The sequence below is a fragment of the Mycobacterium ostraviense genome (assembly GCF_002705925.1).
GTDB lineage: Bacteria > Actinomycetota > Actinomycetes > Mycobacteriales > Mycobacteriaceae > Mycobacterium > Mycobacterium ostraviense.
In genome coordinates, this window is record NZ_NKRE01000001.1 from 163046 (window position 1) to 182475 (window position 19430).

The 19430-nt window shown below is 67.3% G+C and carries 10 protein-coding genes and 1 pseudogene; all 11 read right to left on the reverse strand.

Annotated elements, in window-relative coordinates:
• Positions 1–16: 16 nt before the first annotated feature.
• On the reverse strand, positions 17–6385 hold the full coding sequence (locus tag CDN38_RS00675) for a type I polyketide synthase (protein WP_075510807.1): 6369 nt from the start codon (positions 6383–6385) through the stop codon (positions 17–19).
• An 89-nt stretch (positions 6386–6474) separates the two neighbouring features.
• Positions 6475–7536, reverse strand: coding sequence for a type III polyketide synthase (locus tag CDN38_RS00680; protein ID WP_075510806.1), 1062 nt, complete (start codon positions 7534–7536; stop codon positions 6475–6477).
• A gap of 67 nt (positions 7537–7603) precedes the next feature.
• Positions 7604–9052 (reverse strand): argininosuccinate lyase, encoded by a 1449-nt coding sequence (gene argH, locus CDN38_RS00685; protein WP_075510805.1) that lies wholly within the window; start codon positions 9050–9052, stop codon positions 7604–7606.
• Positions 9053–9152: 100 nt separating this feature from the next.
• The gene (locus CDN38_RS00690; RefSeq protein WP_099318725.1) at positions 9153–10349 is read right to left on the reverse strand and encodes an argininosuccinate synthase; all 1197 of its coding nucleotides are present in this window, start codon (positions 10347–10349) and stop codon (positions 9153–9155) included.
• Between the two features lie 12 nt (positions 10350–10361).
• On the reverse strand, positions 10362–10862 hold the full coding sequence (locus CDN38_RS00695; protein ID WP_075510803.1) for an arginine repressor: 501 nt from the start codon (positions 10860–10862) through the stop codon (positions 10362–10364).
• A gap of 49 nt (positions 10863–10911) precedes the next feature.
• The gene (argF, locus tag CDN38_RS00700; RefSeq protein ID WP_075510802.1) at positions 10912–11838 is read right to left on the reverse strand and encodes an ornithine carbamoyltransferase; all 927 of its coding nucleotides are present in this window, start codon (positions 11836–11838) and stop codon (positions 10912–10914) included.
• A complete protein-coding gene (locus tag CDN38_RS00705; protein WP_075510801.1) occupies positions 11835–13025 on the reverse strand; it encodes an acetylornithine transaminase in 1191 nt (396 codons plus the stop codon). Before CDN38_RS00705 ends, argF begins: the two co-directional genes overlap by 4 nt.
• On the reverse strand, positions 13022–13897 hold the full coding sequence (argB, locus tag CDN38_RS00710) for an acetylglutamate kinase (protein ID WP_075510800.1): 876 nt from the start codon (positions 13895–13897) through the stop codon (positions 13022–13024). Before argB ends, CDN38_RS00705 begins: the two co-directional genes overlap by 4 nt.
• Positions 13894–15105, reverse strand: coding sequence for a bifunctional glutamate N-acetyltransferase/amino-acid acetyltransferase ArgJ (gene argJ, locus CDN38_RS00715; RefSeq protein ID WP_075510799.1), 1212 nt, complete (start codon positions 15103–15105; stop codon positions 13894–13896). The genes argB and argJ overlap by 4 nt, the downstream gene beginning before the upstream one ends.
• Positions 15102–16161: pseudogene (gene argC / locus CDN38_RS00720) on the reverse strand (N-acetyl-gamma-glutamyl-phosphate reductase). Before argC ends, argJ begins: the two are co-directional and overlap by 4 nt.
• A gap of 93 nt (positions 16162–16254) precedes the next feature.
• Positions 16255–18678, reverse strand: a complete 2424-nt coding sequence (locus CDN38_RS31635; protein WP_269821527.1) for a PE family protein — start codon at positions 18676–18678, stop codon at positions 16255–16257.
• Positions 18679–19430 lie beyond the last annotated feature (752 nt).

Consider the following 19430-nt stretch of genomic DNA (forward strand, 5'->3'; position numbering starts at 1 on the left):
CTCCTTGGTGGCCGGGTCAGGAGCCGAGTTCTTCGTCGAGGATGGCGAAGAGCTGGCTTTCGCTGGCGGTGGCGATGTCGTCGTCGGCGCTGAGATGGGCCAGGATGGCGTGTAGCCGGTCGGCCAGCCGTGCCTTGTCCTGCGGTGCCCAGTCGCCGCGGTCGATCAGCCGGTCGAGCTCGCCAGCCATGTCGTTGCAGCGGGCCAGGAGATCGGGTTGGTCTCCGGTGGCGGCGGCCAGACGGCTGCCGAGGTGTTCGGCGAGGGCGGCGGGGGTGGGATAATCGAAGATCAGGGTGGGCGAAAGCGCCAGGCCGGTCGCCGTTTTCAGCCGGTTGCGCAGTTCGACGGCCGTCAGCGAGTCGAAGCCCAGGTCCTGGAACGCGCGGCGGGCGTTGATGTCAGCGGTGCTGGAACGTCCCAGCACAGTGGCGGCGTTGCGACACACCACGTCAACGAGTTCGCGGTGTCGCTGCTCGGGACCGAGCGAACGCAGCCGGGGGACCAATCCCGCTGCCGAGACGGCGGTGTCGGTGTCGTCGACGATGCGTCGGGACGGGCGGGCGGCCAACTCGCTGAGCAACGGCGATGGCGCGGTGCTGTCGGAGCCGAGCGCGCGGGCGTGGAGCCGGGTGGCCACCACGACGCCGCGGTCCGCGACCATTGCGGCATCGAGCAGCTCGAGCGCCTGCCCCGTTGACAGGGCCGCCAGCCCCGCCCGACCCATCCGGGCCTTGTCGCGGTCCCCCAGGTGTCGGGTCATCGCACTGGCCTGTTCCCACAGCCCCCACGCCACCGACAATCCCGGCAACCCATGCGCGCGCCGATACGCCGCCAGCCCGTCGAGGAAGCAGTTGGCCGCCGCGTAATTGCCCTGGCCCGGGGTGCCCAGGATCCCGGCCATCGACGAAAAGAGGACGAACGCCGAGACATCCAGATATCGGGTCAATTCGTGTAGGTTCCAGGCCCCGTCGACCTTGGCGCGCAGCACGGCATCCAGCCGGTCGGGTGTCAGCGAGGCGATCAGCCCGTCATCGAGGACCCCGGCGGCATGAAACACCCCCCGCAGCGGATACCGCGGCGGCAGCTGCGCGAGCAGCGCGGCTACCGCGTCACGGTCGGCCACGTCACAAGCCACTACCGACACCTGGGCCCCGGCATCCCGCAACTCGTCGGCCAGCTCCGAAATCCCTTGGGCCCGGGTCCCGGATCGGCTGACCAGCATCACATGGGCCACCCGGTGGCGGGACACGACGTGGCGGGCCAGCGCCGCACCGGCCATCCCAGTCCCGCCGGTGATCACGACCGTGCCCCCGGCAAGCCCGCCGGCGCTCTCGGAAACCGTCAACACCACCTTGCCGATATGGCGGGCCTGGCTGACGAAGCGATACGCCCGCCGGGCCAGCCGCACATCGAAAGCCTTGGTCGGCAACGGCTTCAACTCTCCGGCAGCGAACATCTTCAGCAGTTCGGCCAACATCTGCGCGATCCGGTCCGGCCCGGCTTCGATCAGATCGAACACGCGGTAACCGGCGCCCCGGTATTGCTGGGCGATCGTCTGCGGGTCGCGAATATCGGTTTTGCCCATTTCGATGAAGCGCCCGCCCGGACTCAGCAGCCGCAGCGACGCGTCGACAAACTCACCGGCCAGGGAGTTGAGCACTACGTCGACTCCAGCACCGCCGGTGGATTGGCGGAACTTCTCCTCGAATTCCAGGGTGCGGGAGTCGCCGATATGGCCGTCGTCAAAACCCAATGCCCGCAAGGTATCCCACTTGCCGCGACTGGCCGTCACGAAAACCTCCAGGCCCCAGCGCCGAGCCAGCTGCACCGCGGCCATACCCACCCCGCCGGTGGCGGCGTGCACCAATACCTTCTGCCCGGCCCGCACCCGCGCCAAGTCCGACAGGCCGTAGAACGCCGTCAGGAACACCACCGGCACACCGGCAGCCGTATCCAGCGGCCAGCCCGCCGGAACCGCGGTCACCAACCGCTGATCCACCACCGCCTCGGGCCCCGCCACGCCCAGCAGCCCCATCACCGCGTCGCCGACGGCCACACCGGAAACACCCGGCCCCACCTCGACAACGACCCCGGCGCCCTCGATGCCGAGCTCACCCCCACCCGGATACATGCCCAACGCCACCAGCACGTCGCGGAAGTTCACCCCGACCGCGGCCACCGCTACCCGCACCTGCCCGGTGCTGAGCTCGCTTCGTTCACACGGGCCCACCCGCACGTCGTCGAGTGTGGCCGCGCCTCCGGGGATCAAGCGCCACCCGGACGGGACCTCGGGCAGCCGAAGCATCGGGTCAGCCGCCCGCAGCCGCGCCCGATAGGCCGTACCGTCGCGCACCACCAGTTGCGGCTCACCAGAACGGATTACCGCGCTGACATCCACCGATCCGTCCGAATCCAGCAGCACCACCCGGCCCGGGTGCTCCGCCTGCGCCGAACGCACCAGCCCCCACACCGCCGCACCGGCCAAGTCCGAGACGTCCTCGTCCGCCAGACCCACCGCCCCATGGGTCAGCACCACCAAGACACCGCCGTCGTCGCCCGACAGCCACGACTGCAACACCGCCAGCACCGCATGCGTGGCCGCCCGTACCGATTCCACCACGTCCGCCTGCCGCGGCACCTGGGCAGCCAACTCCCACACCGTCGCGGGTGGCTCACCAACACCGTTGTGCACCAGCGCTATCGGCGACCATGCGACCTCGAACAAGCCGCCGTCACCCGGCGCCACCGCGGACAGCGCCCGGTCGGGCAACGGACGAAACGCCACGTTCCGTACCGTCAAGACGGGCAAGCCGGCCGCATCAGCCAATTCCAGCGACACCGAGTCGGCACCCGCCGGGGCCAGGCGGACCCGTACCCGGGACGCCCCCGCGGCATGCAGCGACAGGCCCTGCCACGAGAACGGCAACACCGTTCTGTCCTGCCCGCCGGCGACGCCCACCGCATGCAATGCCGCGTCGAGCAATACCGGATGGATGCCGAAGCCGCCCACCTCCAGACCGGCATGCTCGGGCAGCGACACCTCGGCGAAGATCTCCTCCCCCAGCTGCCACATCGCCCGCAGCCCGCGAAACGCCGGACCATACGTGTAGCCCCGCGCGGCCAGCCACTCGTAGGCGTCGGTCACATCCAACGGCGTTGCACCCGCCGGTGGCCATACCGACAAGTCGGCTCCCGGAGCGAGGACCCCGGGCGCCAACACCGCCTCAGCGTGTAACGTCCAGACCGAATCCGGTTGGGCAGCACGTGAATACACCGACGCGCTGCGCCGGCCCGACGCGTCTGCGTCACTGACCACGAACTGCACCTGCGCCGCGCCGGCCGTCGGCAACAGCAGCGGTGCCGTCACCGTCAGCTCCGCCACAGTGGCGCAGCCGACCTCGTCGCCGGCCCGGACGGCCAGCTCCGCGAATCCCGCACCCGGGAACAGCACCACCCCGGCCACCGCGTGGTCGGCCAGCCATGGCTGAGCAGTCACCGACAGCTGGCCCGTCAGCACAACTCCGCCGGAGTCGGGCCGCTCGACCACCGCACCCAGCAAGCCGTGCGCGGCGCCGGTCAACCCCAGACGCCCCGCATCTGCGCTGCCGGCATCGGGTTGGGCCAGCCAGAACCGGCGACGGACGAAACCGTACGTCGGTAGTTCCACCCGGCGAGCGTGCAGACCGGCGAACGCCGCGGCCCAATCCAGCCCGACACCCGCCACGTGGGCCTGTGCTGCCGACAGCCAAAACCTGTCCAGTCCGCCGTCGTCGCGGCCCAGGGACGGGATGACGATCGGTTGCCCGGCGTCGGCAGGGTCGCGGTCGGTCAGCGTCTCTTCAATGGCGGCGGTCAGGACGGGGTGCGGGCTGGATTCGATGAAGACTTGGCATCCGGCGTCGAAGGCGGCGCGGACGGCCCGGTCGAATTGCACCGTCTGGCGGATGTTTTGGTACCAGTAGTCGGCGTTGAGGCCGGCGGTATCGACGAGTTGGCCGGTGACGGTGGAGAGGAAGGCAATGGGCGCCGATCGGGGCTCGATGCCGGCGAGGGCGGCGGTGAGTTCGGTCCGGATGGCGTCGACGTGGGCGGAGTGCGACGCGTAGTCGACGTCGATTTTGCGGGCGCGGATGTCGGCCGCCTCGCATCGCCGGATCAGTTCCTCGACGGCGTCCACTTCTCCGGAGACGACGATCGTCGAAACACCGTTGACCGCAGCGATATTGAGTCGGCTGCCCCAGGAGGTCAGTAGCTCCCGGGCGCGGGTCAGTGGACAGGCGATCGACACCATGCCGCCCGCGCCCGCCAACCGCACCAACAGCCGGCTGCGCAGCGCCACCACCCGCGCCCCGTCGTCGAGGGACAATGCTCCCGCAACGCAAGCCGCCGCGATCTCGCCCTGCGAATGGCCGATCACCGCGTCGGGCACCACCCCGACCGATCGCCACAATTCGGCCAGCGACATCATGACCGCCCACAGCGCCGGCTGCACGACATCCACCCGATCCAGACCGGGCGCGCCCGGAGCGCCGCGCACGACGTCGAGCAACGACCAGCGCACATACTCGCCCAGTGCCTTGTCGCAGCGGCGCATGTGCTCGGCGAACACCGGTGCAGCGTCGAGTAACTGGGCTCCCATGCCGGCCCACTGCGACCCCTGGCCGGGGAAGACGAACACGGTTTTGCCGGTCGGCCGGGCACGGCCGGTCACCACCGCAGGCCCCGGCTCGCCGGCGGCCAGACCGGCCAAACCCTGCAGCAACTGCGCCCGGTCGGTGCCCACCACCACCGCGCGATGCTCGAACACCGACCGGGTGGACACCAACGACCACCCCACATCCACCGTTGCCAACGCCGGACGCTGGTCCACCCATGCCCACAACCGCCGCGCCTGGTTGGCCAACGCCGGCCCCGAACGTGCCGACACCACCCACGGCACCACACCGGTAACGCGCTCAGCGCCAACACTATCCATGAAGGGCGCCTGCTCGAGAATCACATGCGCATTGGTGCCACTGATCCCAAACGACGACACCGCGGCCCTTCTAACCCGGCCCTGCGGCCGGCCCAGCACCGGCTCAGCCGGCCAGGGCCGCGACTCGGTCAACAACGACACCGCCCCCGCCGACCAATCCACATGCGGCGTCGGCACATCCACATGCAACGTCTTGGGCAACACCCCATGCTGCATCGCCAACACCATCTTCATCACCCCGGCCACCCCCGCCGCCGCCGACGTATGGCCCATGTTGGATTTGATCGACCCCAACCACAGCGGCTCTTTCCCCGGCTCACGCTGCCCATAGGTGGCCACAATCGCCTGCGCCTCGATCGGATCCCCCAGCATGGTCCCGGTCCCATGCCCCTCCACCACATCCACATCGGCCACCCCAAGACGCGCGCTGGCCAACGCCGCCCGAATCACCCGCTGCTGCGCCGGCCCATTCGGTGTCGCCAGTCCGTTGGAGGCGCCGTCCTGATTGACCGCCGAACCCCGCACCAACGCCAACACCGGATGCCCCCACCGCCGCGCATCGGCGAGCCGCTCCACCACCAACACCCCGGCACCCTCGGAAAAGCCGGTGCCGTCGGCGGCGCCCGCATACGCCTTGCACCGGCCGTCGGGCGCCAGCGCCCGCTGCCGACTGAACTCCACGAACATCGCCGGGGTGGCCATCACCGTCACCCCACCCACCAGCGCCAGATCACACTCGCGCGACCGCAACGACTGCACCGCCAAATGCAACGCCACCAACGACGACGAACACGCCGTATCCACCGACACCGCCGGGCCCTCCAAACCCAGCACATACGCCACCCGACCCGACGCCACACTCAACGTCGAACCGCGCAGGCCGTACCGCTCGAGGTCGCCGGGTACCCGGCCCTGGCCGCCGTAGGAGCCGTGGAACACTCCGGCGAACACGCCGGTCGCCGAGCCGCGCAGGGTGGTCGGGTCAATCCCGGTGCGTTCCAAGGCTTCCCAGGACACCTCCAGCAGCAGCCGCTGCTGCGGGTCCATCGCCAACGCCTCACTGGGCGCTATCCCGAAGAACTCGGCGTCAAAACCGGCGACGTCGGTGAGGAATCCACCGCTGCGGGTGTACGAGGTGCCCACCGCGTCGGGGTCCGGGTCAAACAGATTCGCCAGATCCCAGCCGCGATCACCCGGAAAGTCCGACACCACGTCACGGCCGGCGGCCACCATCTCCCACAGACCTTCGGGGCTGTCGATACCGCCCGGATAGCGGCAGCCGATTCCCACGACGGCCACCGGCTCCGTCGTCTGGGCCAGAAAGTCACGGTTTTCGCGCTTCAGCCGCTCGTTTTCCTTGAGTGTTTTGCGCAGGGCCGTGATGAGCTGTTCTCGGGTGCTGTCCATACCACGCGGTCTTTCGTACTACTCCAGGAACCGGCGCGACCGGCACGCCGCCTCCGCAACCCCCCGACCGAGCAGACAGTCCACGTCGATTAATGCCAGCGCAGCAGCACTAGTTCGGAGCAGAATCCGGGGCCCATCGCCATCATCAGACCCGGGCTTCCACTGGGCGGTGGTTTGGCGATGGTGTCGCGCAGCACGTGCAGCACCGACGCCGAGGAGAGGTTCCCGATCTCGCCGAGCGAGCGCCAGGTCAGCTCCAGTGCCTCCGGGGGCAAGTCGAGACTCTCGGTGATCGCGTTGATGATCTTGGGGCCACCGGGGTGGGTCACCCAGGCGCCGATGTCGGTAGTGCTCAAGTCGTGCGCGGCCAGGAAAGTGCTGACGTCTTCGGCCACGTACTCCTCAACAACGGCCGCCAGATCCTTGGACAGGACGAGCTCGAACCCGGCGGAGCCGACGTCGTATCCCATGGTGCGCAGTGAGTCGGGGTAGAGATGGCTGCGCGAGTCGAGGATGTCCGGTCCGTCGGCGCCGACGTGGTTAGCGCGCCGGTCCCCGACCGCCACTACCGCGGCGGCGCCGTCAGCAAACAAAGCACTGCCCACCAGGCCGGCCAGCGAGGGCTTGTACCCGGGATAGGTGAGCGAGCACAGCTCGACCGAAACCAAGGCCGCGATGCCGTCAGGGGCACCGCGCAGGTAGTCGTGCAGCCGAGCCACGCCCGCCGCTCCGGCCACGCAGCCCAGGCCGAACAGCGGTAGCCGTCGCACATCCGGGCGCAGCCCGACCCGGCCGGCGATGCGTGCGTCCAGCGACGGCACCGCCACACCGGTGACCGTGGTGGTGATGATGAGATCGAGGTCCTCGGGCTGCAGCCCAGCCACGTCGAGCGCCCCCATCAGGGCTTCGACGCCCAGGTCCACGGCTTTGTCGAGAAAGATCTCGTTGGCCTCGCCGAAGTCGTTCAGCTTCGGGTAGGTCTCCAACGGCAGGACCAGGTGCCGGCTGTCAACCTTCGAATTGGCATGCAACTGCCGGACGATGTCTTCGTAACCCCGGAAATCCGGAATGTTGACAAAGGTGTCGGTGAGTTCCCGCTGGCTATAGCGATAGGGCGGCAAAGCGCCGAATACACCGGCGATGACGCTCATTGGTCCCACCCCTTTAACACGAAAGTCAACGCCGAAACGTTCGATTAGCTTACCTAGAGGTAGAAGTCTAGTCCGCTGGCAGCGGACCGGAGCGCGGTTTCGCCAGGGGCATCAAACCCTGGCGCAGCCGGTCGACGGCTTTGTTCACGAGGTTGAGCTGATCGGCAACCCGGCGCGGCGCGGTACCACCCCGCGCGTCGCGCGAGGCCACCGAACCCGCCACGGTCAAGACGTCACGAACCTGTGGCCTCAGCTCGGCGCTGATGGCGGCCAGCTCGTCGTCGGTGAGCTCCGGCAGCCCGACGCCACGCGCTTCGGCGGCGCGCACCGCCGCGCCGGCGGTCTCATGCGCGGTGCGAAACGGAACGCCTTGGCGCACAAGCCATTCAGCGACATCGGTGGCCAGTGTGTAGCCGGCGGGTGCCAGTGCCGCCATCCGCTCGACGTTGAAGGTCAGGGTGCCCACCAGGCCCGCCATCGCCGGCTGCAGCAGCTCCAGCTGAGCTACCGAGTCGAACACCGGCTCCTTGTCCTCCTGCAGGTCGCGGTTGTAGGCCAACGGCTGGGCCTTCAGCGTCGCCAGCAGTCCGGTGAGGTTGCCGATCAACCGCCCCGACTTGCCGCGGGCCAGCTCGGCGATGTCCGGATTCTTCTTCTGCGGCATGATCGAACTACCGGTGGACCAGGAGTCGTGCAGCGTCACATAACCGAACTCCGTCGTGCTCCAGACGATGATGTCCTCGGCCAGTCGCGACAGGTCGACCGCGATCATGGCCAGCACGAACGCCGCCTCGGCGGCGAAATCCCGGGCGGCGGTCGCGTCGACGGAATTGTCGGCGGCGGCAGAAAAGCCCAGCTCCGCGGCGATCGCGTCCGGGTCCAGGCCGAGCGACGAGCCGGCCAGCGCGCCCGAGCCGTACGGGGACACGGCCGCGCGCTTGTCGAAGTCGACAATCCTTTCCACGTCGCGCAGCAACGGATGAGCGTGTGCGAGCAGGTGGTGTGCCAGCAGGATCGGCTGGGCCGACTGCAGGTGTGTCTTACCCGGCATGATCGCGCTCGGATGCGCGGCCGCCTGAACGGCCAGGGCTTGCACCACGTCGAGCGCACCGGCGGCGACCCGGCGCACCGCGTCGCGCAGCCACATCCGGAACAGGGTGGCGATTTGGTCGTTGCGTGAGCGGCCGGCCCGCAGCCGGCCGCCCAGCTCCGGCCCGACCCGCTGGATCAGCCCGCGTTCCAGAGCGGCATGCACGTCCTCGTCGGTGACCGACGGGCCGAAGCTGCCGTCGGCGACGTCTTGGGCCAGGCTGTCCAGACCGACCAGCAAACCGTCACGCTGCTCTGCGGTGAGCAGCCCCGCTTGGAAGAGCACCTTGGTGTGCGCCCGTGATGCGGTGATGTCGTAGGGAGCCAGCACCCAGTCGAAGTGGGTGGACTTGCTCAACGCGGCCAATGCGTCGGAGGGGCCGCCGGCGAACCGCCCGCCCCATAGCGACCCTTCGTTGGTGCTCACTTTTTCTCCGCGAGCAGACACAGAATCGCACGCCGACGGGCGCGTCGGCGCGATTCTGTGTCTGCTCGGCGGGAGGTGCCCCCAGCTCGCCAGAAGACCGTCACCGCAGGTCCCGGCGGGCGGACAGCTTGGACGACAGCCCGTGCACGTAGACGAATCCGCGGGCGGCCGACTGGTCGAAGGTGTCGCCCTCGTCGTAGGTGGCCAGGTTGAAGTCGTAGAGGGATTCGGCGCTGCGCCGCCCGTTCACCGCGATGTGGCCGCCGTGCAATACCATCCGGATTTCGCCGGACACGTGCTCCTGCGTCGTGGCAACGAAGCTCTCCAGCGCGATCTTCAGCGGCGAATACCACAGCCCGTCGTACACCAGCTCGGCCCAGCGCTGATCGGTCTGTCGCTTGAACCGGCCCAACTCGCGTTCCAATGTCACGTGCTCCAGCTCGGTGTGCGCGGTGATGAGCACCATCGCTCCCGGCGCCTCGTAGATCTCACGGCTCTTGATGCCGACCAACCGGTCCTCGACCACATCAAGGCGCCCAACACCCTGCGCACCGGCGCGGCGGTTGAGTTCTTCGATGGCCTGCAACACCGACAGCGATCTGCCATCGATCGACACGGGCACGCCTTTGTCGAATCCGACGATCACCTCGTCGGGGGTGTTCCAGTTGACCGTGGGGTCTTCGGTGTAGGCGTAGACGTCCTTGGTGGGCGCGTTCCAGAGGTGCTCGAGGAAGCCGGTTTCCACCGCACGGCCCCAGACGTTTTGGTCGATCGAGAACGGCGAGCGTTTGGTGACATTGATCGGGATGGCGTTTTCTTCGGCGAACGCGATCGCCTTCTCCCGGGTCCAGGCGTAGTCGCGGACCGGTGCCAGCACCTCCAAATCCGGTGCCAGCGAAGCAAATCCGACCTCGAATCGAACCTGGTCGTTGCCCTTGCCGGTGCAGCCGTGTGCGACGATGCCGCCGCCGTGCTCGCGTGCGGCCGCAACCAGGTGCTTGACGATCAACGGCCGGCTGATCGCCGACACCAACGGGTAGCGGTCCATGTAGAGGGCGTTGTTCAGGATCGTGGGCAGGCAGTAGCCCTCGGCGAACTCATCGCGAGCGTCGACGACGACGGCCTCGACGGCGCCGCAGTCCAGCGCCCGCTGCCGCACCACCTCCATGTCCTCGCCACCCTGGCCGAGGTCGATCGCCACCGCCACCACCTCACGGCCGGTCTCCTTGCCGATCCAGCTGATGGCCACCGAGGTGTCCAGACCGCCCGAATACGCCAGGATGACGCGTTCTGACATGAACCAACTCCTTTATTTCAGGTTTTCCAACGCCGACGCCAGCTCGGCGCCGGTCATCGGCTCGCGGGCGGCCACGAACACGGTGTCATCACCGGCGATGGTGCCGACGACGTAAGGTAGCGCCGCGCGATCGATGGCGCTGGCCAGGTAGTGTGCGCCGCCGGGCGGAGTGCGCAGCACGGCCAGATTGGCGCTGGCGTCGGTGGACACCAGCAACTCGCCCAGCAGCCGAGACAACCGTCCGGTGCCCCCGGTGACCCCGCGCACCGGGCTGCCGTCTTCGGGAACCACATAGACTCCGACACCGCCGTCGGCGCCACGCAGCTTGACCGCGCCGAGCTCTTCGAGGTCGCGCGACAGGGTGGCCTGGGTGACCTCGACGCCTTCGGCGGCCAGCAACCCGGCCAGTTCGCTTTGGCTGCTGACCGGTTGCGTCGACAGGATCGCCACGATGCGGGCCTGCCGACCGGCACGAGTGACTTCGGGTGCGGCCTTCGATCCGCTGTGAGTCATTGCGCCGCTCCTCCTCATCGCTTCGCTCTGCATCGTCGTCGGCGCGGCGTCATCGCGACCGCTCCAGCAGCCACACCAGCAGCGCTTTCTGGGCATGCAACCGATTCTCGGCCTCGTCCCAGACCGCGCTGGCCGGGCCGTCCATCACCTGATCGGTGATCTCGTCGCCGCGATGTGCCGGAAGGCAATGCAGCACAACGGCTTCCGAGTCGGCCAGACCCAGTAGTCGCTCGTTGACCTGGAACCGGCGGAACGGTTTGACGCGATCCACCCCGTCGTTCTCCTGTCCCATCGACGTCCAGGTATCGGTCACCAGGACGTCGGCGCCGGAGGCGGCGGCCTCAGCGTCGGCGGTCACCGTCACCGAGGCGCCGGTCACCTGGGCGCGCTTTTCGGCAGCGGCCAGCACGTTGCGATCCGGTGTAAAGCCTTTGGGTGCGGCGACGGTGACGTGGATGCCCGCGGTGACCCCGCCGAGCAGCAACGAGTGGGCCATGTTGTTGGCGCCGTCGCCGAAGTAGGACACACGCAGGCCGGGCAGCGACCCTTTGCGCTCGGCGATGGTCTGCAGATCGGCCAGCACCTGGCAGGGGTGGAACTCGTCGGAAAGCCCATTGATGACGGGCACCGTCGCGGCTCCGGCCATGGCGTCGAGGCGGTCTTGGCCGAACGTCCGCCAGACGATGGCATCGACGAAGCGGGACAACACTTTTGCGGTGTCCTGCAGGGTCTCGTCGCGGCCCAGCTGGGTGCTCTTGGCGTCGACGACGACAGCGTGTCCGCCGAGTTGCGCGATGCCCATTTCGAAGGAGAAGCGGGTGCGGGTGGAGTTCTTGTCGAAGATGACCGCTACCCCGCGCGGCCCCTGCAGCGGCCGGCGGCTGAACGGGTCCTTCTTCAGTTCCGCGGCAAGCTCGAGGACCTCGGCCTGCTCGGCGGGCGACAAGTCGTCGTCGCGCAGGAAATGTCTGCTCATGTCGGTGCTCCGGCGCTGTCGAGGATGCCCGGCAGCGCGGCGACGAAGCCGTCGAGCTGGGCTTCGGTGATGATCAGCGGCGGCGCCAGCCGGATGACGTCGGGCGCGGCCGCGTTGACCAGGAAACCGGCGTCACGCGCGGCCGTCTCCGCGGCTTTGGCGTGCTGGGCCGTCAACACAATGCCCAGCAGGAGTCCGCGGCCGCGGACGTGGTCGACCAGCGGGTGGTCCAGCGATTCGATACCCTGCCTCAGCGTCTTGCCGAGTACGTCGGCGCGGCGCACCAGGTCCGCGGTCGCCAGTGTTCGTAGCACCGCCAGGGCCGCCGCGGTGCATACCGGGTTACCGCCGAAGGTGCTGCCGTGCATTCCGGGGGTCATCAGTTCCGCGGCCGGCCCGACGGCCAGGCACGCCCCGATCGGCAGCCCGCCCCCGAGCCCCTTGGCCAGGGTCACCACGTCCGGGGTGATGCCGTCGTGCTGGTGGGCGTAAAAGGCTCCGGTGCGGCCCATCCCGGTTTGCACCTCGTCGAGCACCAGCAAAGCCCCGTGTCGTGAGGTGATGTCGCGGGCGGCCGCCAGGTAGCCCTCAGGGGGGACGACCACGCCGCTCTCCCCCATGATCGGCTCGAGAAATACTGCGGCGGTGCCATCGTCGACAGCGGCGGCCAATGCGTCGGCATCGCCGTAGCGGACGTGAGTGACGTAGCCCGGCAACGGCTGAAACGGCGCCTGCTTGGCGGGCTGCCCGGTGAGCGCCAGCGAGCCCATCGTCCTGCCGTGGAAAGCCTCTTGCGCGGCAACCAGTTTCGTACGGCCGGTGAGCCGGGACAGCTTGAATGCCAACTCGTTGGCCTCGGTCCCGGAGTTGCAGAAGAACACTCGTGCTCGGGTTTTGGCGCCCAGCAGTGCCACCAGCTCCTCGGCCAGTGCGACCCCTGGTTCGGTGGCATACAGGTTGGAGGTGTGGCCCAGCGTCGAAAGCTGGTGCGTGACAGCTTCGATAACTGCCGGGTGGCGATGGCCCAAAACGTTGACCGCGATGCCGCCGAGCAGGTCGACGTAGGTTTTGCCGTCCACGTCGGTCACCACGGCGCCGTCGCCGCTGGCCAGCGCGATCGGCGGGGTGCCGTAGTTGTTCATCATTACGGCCTGCCACCGTTGTTGCATGCTTTCGGTTTGCGTCACCCGCCCACCACCTTGGTGCCGGTGCCCTCGTTGGTGAACAGCTCCACCAACACACAGTGTTTGACCCGGCCGTCGATGACGTGCGCGCTGGGCACGCCGCCGTCGACGGCGCGCAGACACGCCTCGATCTTGGGGATCATGCCCGCTTCCAGGGTGGGCAGCAGTTGTGCCAGTGTGGCCGTGTCGATTTCGCTGACCAACGAATTGCGGTCCGGCCAGCTGGTGTACAGGCCCTCGACATCGGTAAGCATCAGCAACTTTTCGGCTCCCAGTGCTTCGGCCAAAGCCGCCGCAGCCGTGTCGGCGTTGATGTTGTGCACCACACCGTCGGCGTCCGGCGCCAGTGTCGACACCACCGGAATCCGGCGTGCAGCAATGAGATCCACCACCGCATCGGTGTTCACCTTGTCGACGTCGCCGACCAGGCCGATGTCGGTGGCTACGCCGTCGACGGTGACGCTGCGCCGCACTGCGGTGAACAATTGGGCATCCTCGCCGGTGATCCCGACGGCATAGGGACCGTGCGCGTTGATCAGGTTCACCAGCTCGCGGCCCACCTGGCCGAACAGCACCATGCGCGCCACGTCGAGCACTTCCGGTGTGGTGACCCGGAATCCGCCCTTGAAGTCACCTTCGATGCCCAGCCGTCGCAGCATCGCGGTGATCTGCGGTCCGCCGCCGTGTACCACGACCGGATGGATCCCGCAATTGCGCAGAAATCCCATGTCCGCTGCGAATGCCCGCCGCAGCGTACCGTCGATCATCGCGTTGCCGCCGTACTTGATCACAATGATCTTGCCGTGCAACTGCTTCAGCCAAGGCAGAGCTTCGGCCAGCACCTGTGCCTTGACCTGAGTCGTCAATGCCGTCATGAGCTGTAGGCCGAGTTCTCTTCGACGTAGGCGTGCGACAGGTCGGTGGTCCGGATGGCGGCCTGCCCATCGCCGATATTCAAGTCGACGGTGATGTCGATGTCGGGTGCCGACAGGTCCACCTCGCGTGCTCCCGGAACACCGACTCCGTCGATACAGACGGCTGCGCCGTTGAACGACACGCTGATTCGATTGGGGTCGAGGGTGATCGGCGCCATTCCGACGGCAGCCAACACTCGGCCCCAGTTCGGGTCCGATCCGAACACCGCGGTCTTGACCAGGCTGTCGCGGGCGATAACCCGGGCGGCCGCCAGTGCGTCGTCGTCGCTGGTTGCTCCTCTTACCGATACGGTGACGCGCTTGGTGACGCCTTCGGCGTCGGCTTGCAGTTGGGCGCACAGATCGTCGCAGACCCGCAGCACCGCGTCATCGAGATCGGCTTGCGACGGCGCGAATTCGCTGGCCCCCGAAGCCAGCAGCAGTACCGTGTCGTTGGTGGAACAGCTGCCGTCAACGTCGAGCCGGTCGAAGGTGCGGGCGGCGGCTCGGCGCAGCGCGTGATCGAGCGCCGCGGGTTCGGCGACCGCGTCGGTGGTGAGCACACACAGCATGGTGGCCAGCGACGGCGCCAGCATGCCCGCACCCTTGGCCATCCCGCCGACCGTCCACTTCTGGTGGTGCAGCGCAACCTGTTTGGGCACGGTGTCGGTGGTCATGATGGCGTGTGCGGCGTCGTCGCCGCCGGTCAGCCCGCCGTGCATCTCGTGCACAATGTCGCGAACGCCGTTGAGCACCTTGTCCATCGGCAGCCGGTCGCCGATCAGGCCGGTCGAGCAGACGGCGACCTCGATGGCCCCGGTCTCGGTTCCCCAGTCCGACAGCGCGGCGGCGACCGCTTCGGCGGTGGCATGGGTGTCCTGAAAGCCGCCCGGACCGGTACAGGCGTTGGCGCCGCCGGAGTTGAGGATCACCGCGCGCAACTGGCCGGTGGTCAACACCTGCTGAGTCCACAACACCGGCGCGGCCTTGACCTTGTTTCGGGTGAAGACACCGGCGGCGGCATAGTCGGGGCCTTCGTTGAAGACCAGCGCGAGGTCGAGGGCGCCGGATGCTTTGATGCCGGCGGCGATGCCAGCGGCCCGGAAGCCGGCCGGTGCGGTGACTCCTTGAGCACGCAGCAACCTTGTGGCGGTTGGTGTTTCGGTCACGGCGCCACTCCTATGACCGAAAGTCCGTCGGTTTCCGGCCAGCCCAGCGCCAGGTTCATCGATTGGATTGCGGCGCCGGCCGTCCCTTTGACCAAGTTGTCGATCGCGGCCAGTGCGACCAGCGTCTGGGCGTCCTCGTCGACGGCGACGGCAATGTGCGCGGCGTTGCTGCCGATCACTGCGCCCGTGCGGGGCAGCTGACCCTCCGGCAGCAGGTGGACGAATGGCTCAGGGTCGTAAGCCTTTTCGTAGGCCGCCCGCACTTGGGCGATCGGCGAGCGGGTGCGTGCGGTGCAGGTGGCCAAAATGCCGCGCGAGGTGGGAATGAGGACGGGGGTGAAAGACACCGCGACGTCGCGGCCGGTGACCGCGCGCAGCCCCTGCGCGATTTCCGGGGTGTGCCGATGGGCACCGGCAACGTTGTATGCCCGGGCCGACCCGATGACTTCCGATCCGAGTAAGTCCGTCTTGGCCGCGCGTCCCGCGCCGGAAGTACCGCTGACGGCGACGACGGTCACCGCCGGCTCGATCAGATCGTCAGCCATCGCGGGCAGCAGGGCCAGCAACGCGGCGGTCGGATAACACCCGGGCACCGCGATGCGACGTGCACCTTTCAGCTGTTTGCGCGCACCGGGTAACTCCGGTAGACCGTAGGGCCAGCTCCCGGCATGGGGGGATCCGTAGAACCGCTCCCAGGCGGCGGCCTCGGTAAGCCGGAAGTCCGCGCCGCAGTCGATGATCAGGGTCTCCGGCTGGAGTTGAGCGGCCAGCGCCGCCGAATATCCGTGTGGCAGAGCGAGAAACACCACGTCGTGGTTGTCGAGCACGCTGCGATCGGTGGGTTCGAGAATTCGTTCGGCCAACGGCACTAGGTGCGGGTGGTGCTCACCCAGCGCGCTGCCCGCGCTGCCCGCGGCAGTCAACGCGCCGATCGTCAACCGGCCGGCGGCGTGGGCTGGATGTCCGAGCAACAGGCGTAGGATCTCACCGCCTGCGTAGCCGCTGGCACCGGCAACCGCCACCTTTGTCACATCGGCCATTCGGCCGATTCTGCATGATTATGCAGATGTTTGCAAATCCATTCTGGGGTGTGTCGGCTGGGCGCTGTTGCCGCCAGGGTTGGAGGCGTACCACATCGCCGTTGGGCTACTAGGAACCGACCTGAACACCGAGGCTCGCGTTCAACGCCGCCTCGATGACGAGTTGAAGGTTGGCCAGGGCATTGCCGATATTGGCAGCGAGTCCAAGAGATGCATTGTCCAACGCCGTCAGGATGACCCCACCGGTCTGGGCGAGTCCGGCGGTGGCGTTGGCGATACCTGTGGCAAGCGTCAGACCGACTTGGGACAGCCCCGGAAACCCGACGCCAAGGCTTGCCTCGATGGCGCCGTCAAGCGCACCGCCGATCTGAGCCGCTGCATTCTGCCAAATGGCCGCGAGGGCTTCGCCCGTCCGCAGTAGTCCGGAAGCGCTTGCACCGAAACTGCCGGCGAGCACTTGGCCCGTGCCGATGAGGCCCGACAGGCCAGCACCGAGACCGCCCGCCAGAGTTCCACCGGTCTGTACCAGCCCCGACCCCAATGCGGACAACGCGCCGTTGACGCTCGTCGCCAGGGCCGCGCTGAGTTCGGCCGACAGGCTGCCGCTCAAGCCCGCCGACAGGGCCGCGGAAAGCTTCGCCGCCAGCTCCGGCAAGCTCCCACCGAACGCTGCTCCTAGGCTGCCGACCAGATTCTGTCCGGTTTGAATCACTCCGTTGAGCCCACCGTTGAGCGCCGCCACCAGTGTGGGCAACGACCCACCCAGGCTGGCCTGCAACATCGCGCTGAGCTGTGCGGCCAACGCCGGAGCATTGAAGCTGCCCGCCAAGCTGGCCGCGAACGTCTGGCCGGTCTGGATCAGGGCATTCAACCCGCCACCGAAATTGCCGACCAAGCTGGCCGCCAACGACTGGCCGGTCTGGATTAGCCCGTTGAGACCACCGTTGAGGGCGGCCACCAGCTGCGGGAACGACCCGCCCAGGCTGGCCTGCAACATCGCGCTCAGTTGCGCAGCCAACGCCGGAGCGTTGAAGCCAGCGGCCAGCGTCGCGACGAAACTTTGGCCCAGTTCGACAAGTCCGCGCAGCCCACCGTTGAGCGCGGCCACCACCGCCGGAGCATTCAGCACCGAGCTCAACGCGACCGCAAAGTTCTGCCCCAACTCCACCAACCCGTGCAACCCACCATTGAGCGCGGCCACCAGCTGCGGGAACGACCCGCCCAGGCTGGCCTGCAACATCGCCGACAGTTGCGCAGCCAACGCCGGCATGCTCAACCCACCGGTCAAGGTCGCGACGAAACTTTGGCCCAACTCCACCAACCCATGCAGCCCACCGTTGAGCGCGGCCACCACCGCCGGAGCATTCAGCACCGAGCTCAACGCGACCGCAAAGTTCTGCCCCAACTCCACCAACCCGTGCAACCCACCATTGAGCGCGGCCACCAGCTGCGGGAACGACCCGCCCAGGCTGGCCTGCAACATCGCCGACAGTTGCGCAGCCAACGCCGGCATGCTCAACCCACCGGTCAAGGTCGCGACAAGACTCTCACCCGTCTGAATCAGCCCGCTCAGGCCACCACCGAAGCCGCCCGCCAAGCTGGTCGCCAGCGACTGACCCGTCTGAAGCAACCCCGTCACACCACCGTTGACCGCCGCCACCAACGTCGGCAACGCCCCACCTAAAGTCGCCGAGAAGGCAGCATTGAGGCGCGCGGCAATCTCAGGCAAGCTGCCACCGAAGTTCGCCAACAGGCTTCCGCCCGTTTGAATCAGCTCACTAAGCCCGCTGCTGAAACCTATGAGCACGTTCCCCGTCAGGGTTTGACCCGTGTGGATCAGTCCAGTCAAGCCACCGTTGAATGCCGCGATCAGCTCCGGTAGACCAAGGTCGAGGCTGCCTGACAGCGACGCGCCGAGTTGAGCGCTCAACGAACCGCCTAACGTCAGTGCCTGTGTCAGGGCGGCACCTGCCTGGGCACTCAACCCAGCGCCGACGCCCGACATAAGAACGCCGAAATTCTGCAGGGAGTGGCCGGCCGCCACGATGACTTCGCCCGTCTGAACCAGACCCGTGCCGATACCCGACACGATGGCTCCTCCGGTCTGCAGGGCGAGACCGGAAGCTCCGGCACCAAATGCGGTGACGAGCGAGTTGGCAGCCTGGAGAGCCAGTTCACCATTGAAGGCGGCGGTCAGGCCGCCGTTGAGCCCGCCGCCCACTGCAGCAGCGGCATTTTGGCCGGTGAGGACTGAAACAGCATTCGCTACCTCAGCTTCGACGTATGAAGACGCAGTGCCGCTCAACAGCTTGACGAAGTCTGCATGAAACGCCGACGCCTGGGCACTGATGGCTTGGTACTCCTGACCGAAAGTGCCGAATAGTGCTGCGATTGCGGCTGATACCTCATCTTCGCCCGCCGCCGCCAACGCAGTAGTGGGAGGCGCCGCTGCTGCGGCGGCCTCTTCCAGGGCCAAGCGAATACCTGCGAGATCCTGGGCTGCCGCTTGGACAATCTCTGGCACAGCGTTCACAAATGACATGCTCATCGCCCCCACAACATGAACGGTTTGACCCGATGAGACCCGACCTCATCGGCAAAAGCAACGTAATCCGCTGGGGCACACCAATAACGGAAAACGATCGTTTTCAGTTGATTGGGTCGGACTTTATTTATCTACGGGATTCGCGACGACATAACATTTGACTGAAGGAGTTTCAACCGCACTCAGGGCAGCAACCCGGCTGATCCGGCGCGGATTGTCGTATGCGACGCTATTTCAAACAGCGAACTTGTTGCGCCAAGACAAATTTCGATTGGCTCGTCAGCCGCCTTGCCGCCCACGCGGCGACAGCAATCACCCGCGCCCTCGATGCACACCCCCAGCAGCCTTGCCCATCTGGACCGACTCACGTTATTGTCCTGTTGTACAACAACGCATTTGAGCGCCACGACAGCGCTCACCATGTATTCAAAAGCCAGTCGTTGTCGGATCGCTCATCATCGTCGCAATCCCGACCGCCGAAAGATTTTCGGCGGGCACCGCTTCCAGCTAGTGAGCAGTCGGGGCAGTGATAATGCCATCTCGTTAGCTGCGGTGAGGACCGGCGACGAATGTTCAGCATGAAAGGCCACTGGCCTTACCCGGTGTTATGCGGCCGCGACGACTAGACAATCACGTCACCGGAGAGATCCCAAGCGGTTAGTATGGTTTGCCAAATCTGCCTAACCTGCCGTCAGTAGCTACGAATTGGTCAAGACAAATCACCTACGCCGCGGCACGAC

Coding starts and splice junctions, on each gene's coding strand:
- CDN38_RS00675 (WP_075510807.1), bottom strand. CDS start 6,385: ATGGACAGCACCCGAGAACAGCTCATCACGGCCCTGCGCAAAACACTC.
- CDN38_RS00680 (WP_075510806.1), bottom strand. CDS start 7,536: ATGAGCGTCATCGCCGGTGTATTCGGCGCTTTGCCGCCCTATCGCTAT.
- CDN38_RS00690 (WP_099318725.1), bottom strand. CDS start 10,349: ATGTCAGAACGCGTCATCCTGGCGTATTCGGGCGGTCTGGACACCTCG.
- CDN38_RS00695 (WP_075510803.1), bottom strand. CDS start 10,862: ATGACTCACAGCGGATCGAAGGCCGCACCCGAAGTCACTCGTGCCGGT.
- argF (WP_075510802.1), bottom strand. CDS start 11,838: ATGAGCAGACATTTCCTGCGCGACGACGACTTGTCGCCCGCCGAGCAG.
- argB (WP_075510800.1), bottom strand. CDS start 13,897: ATGACGGCATTGACGACTCAGGTCAAGGCACAGGTGCTGGCCGAAGCT.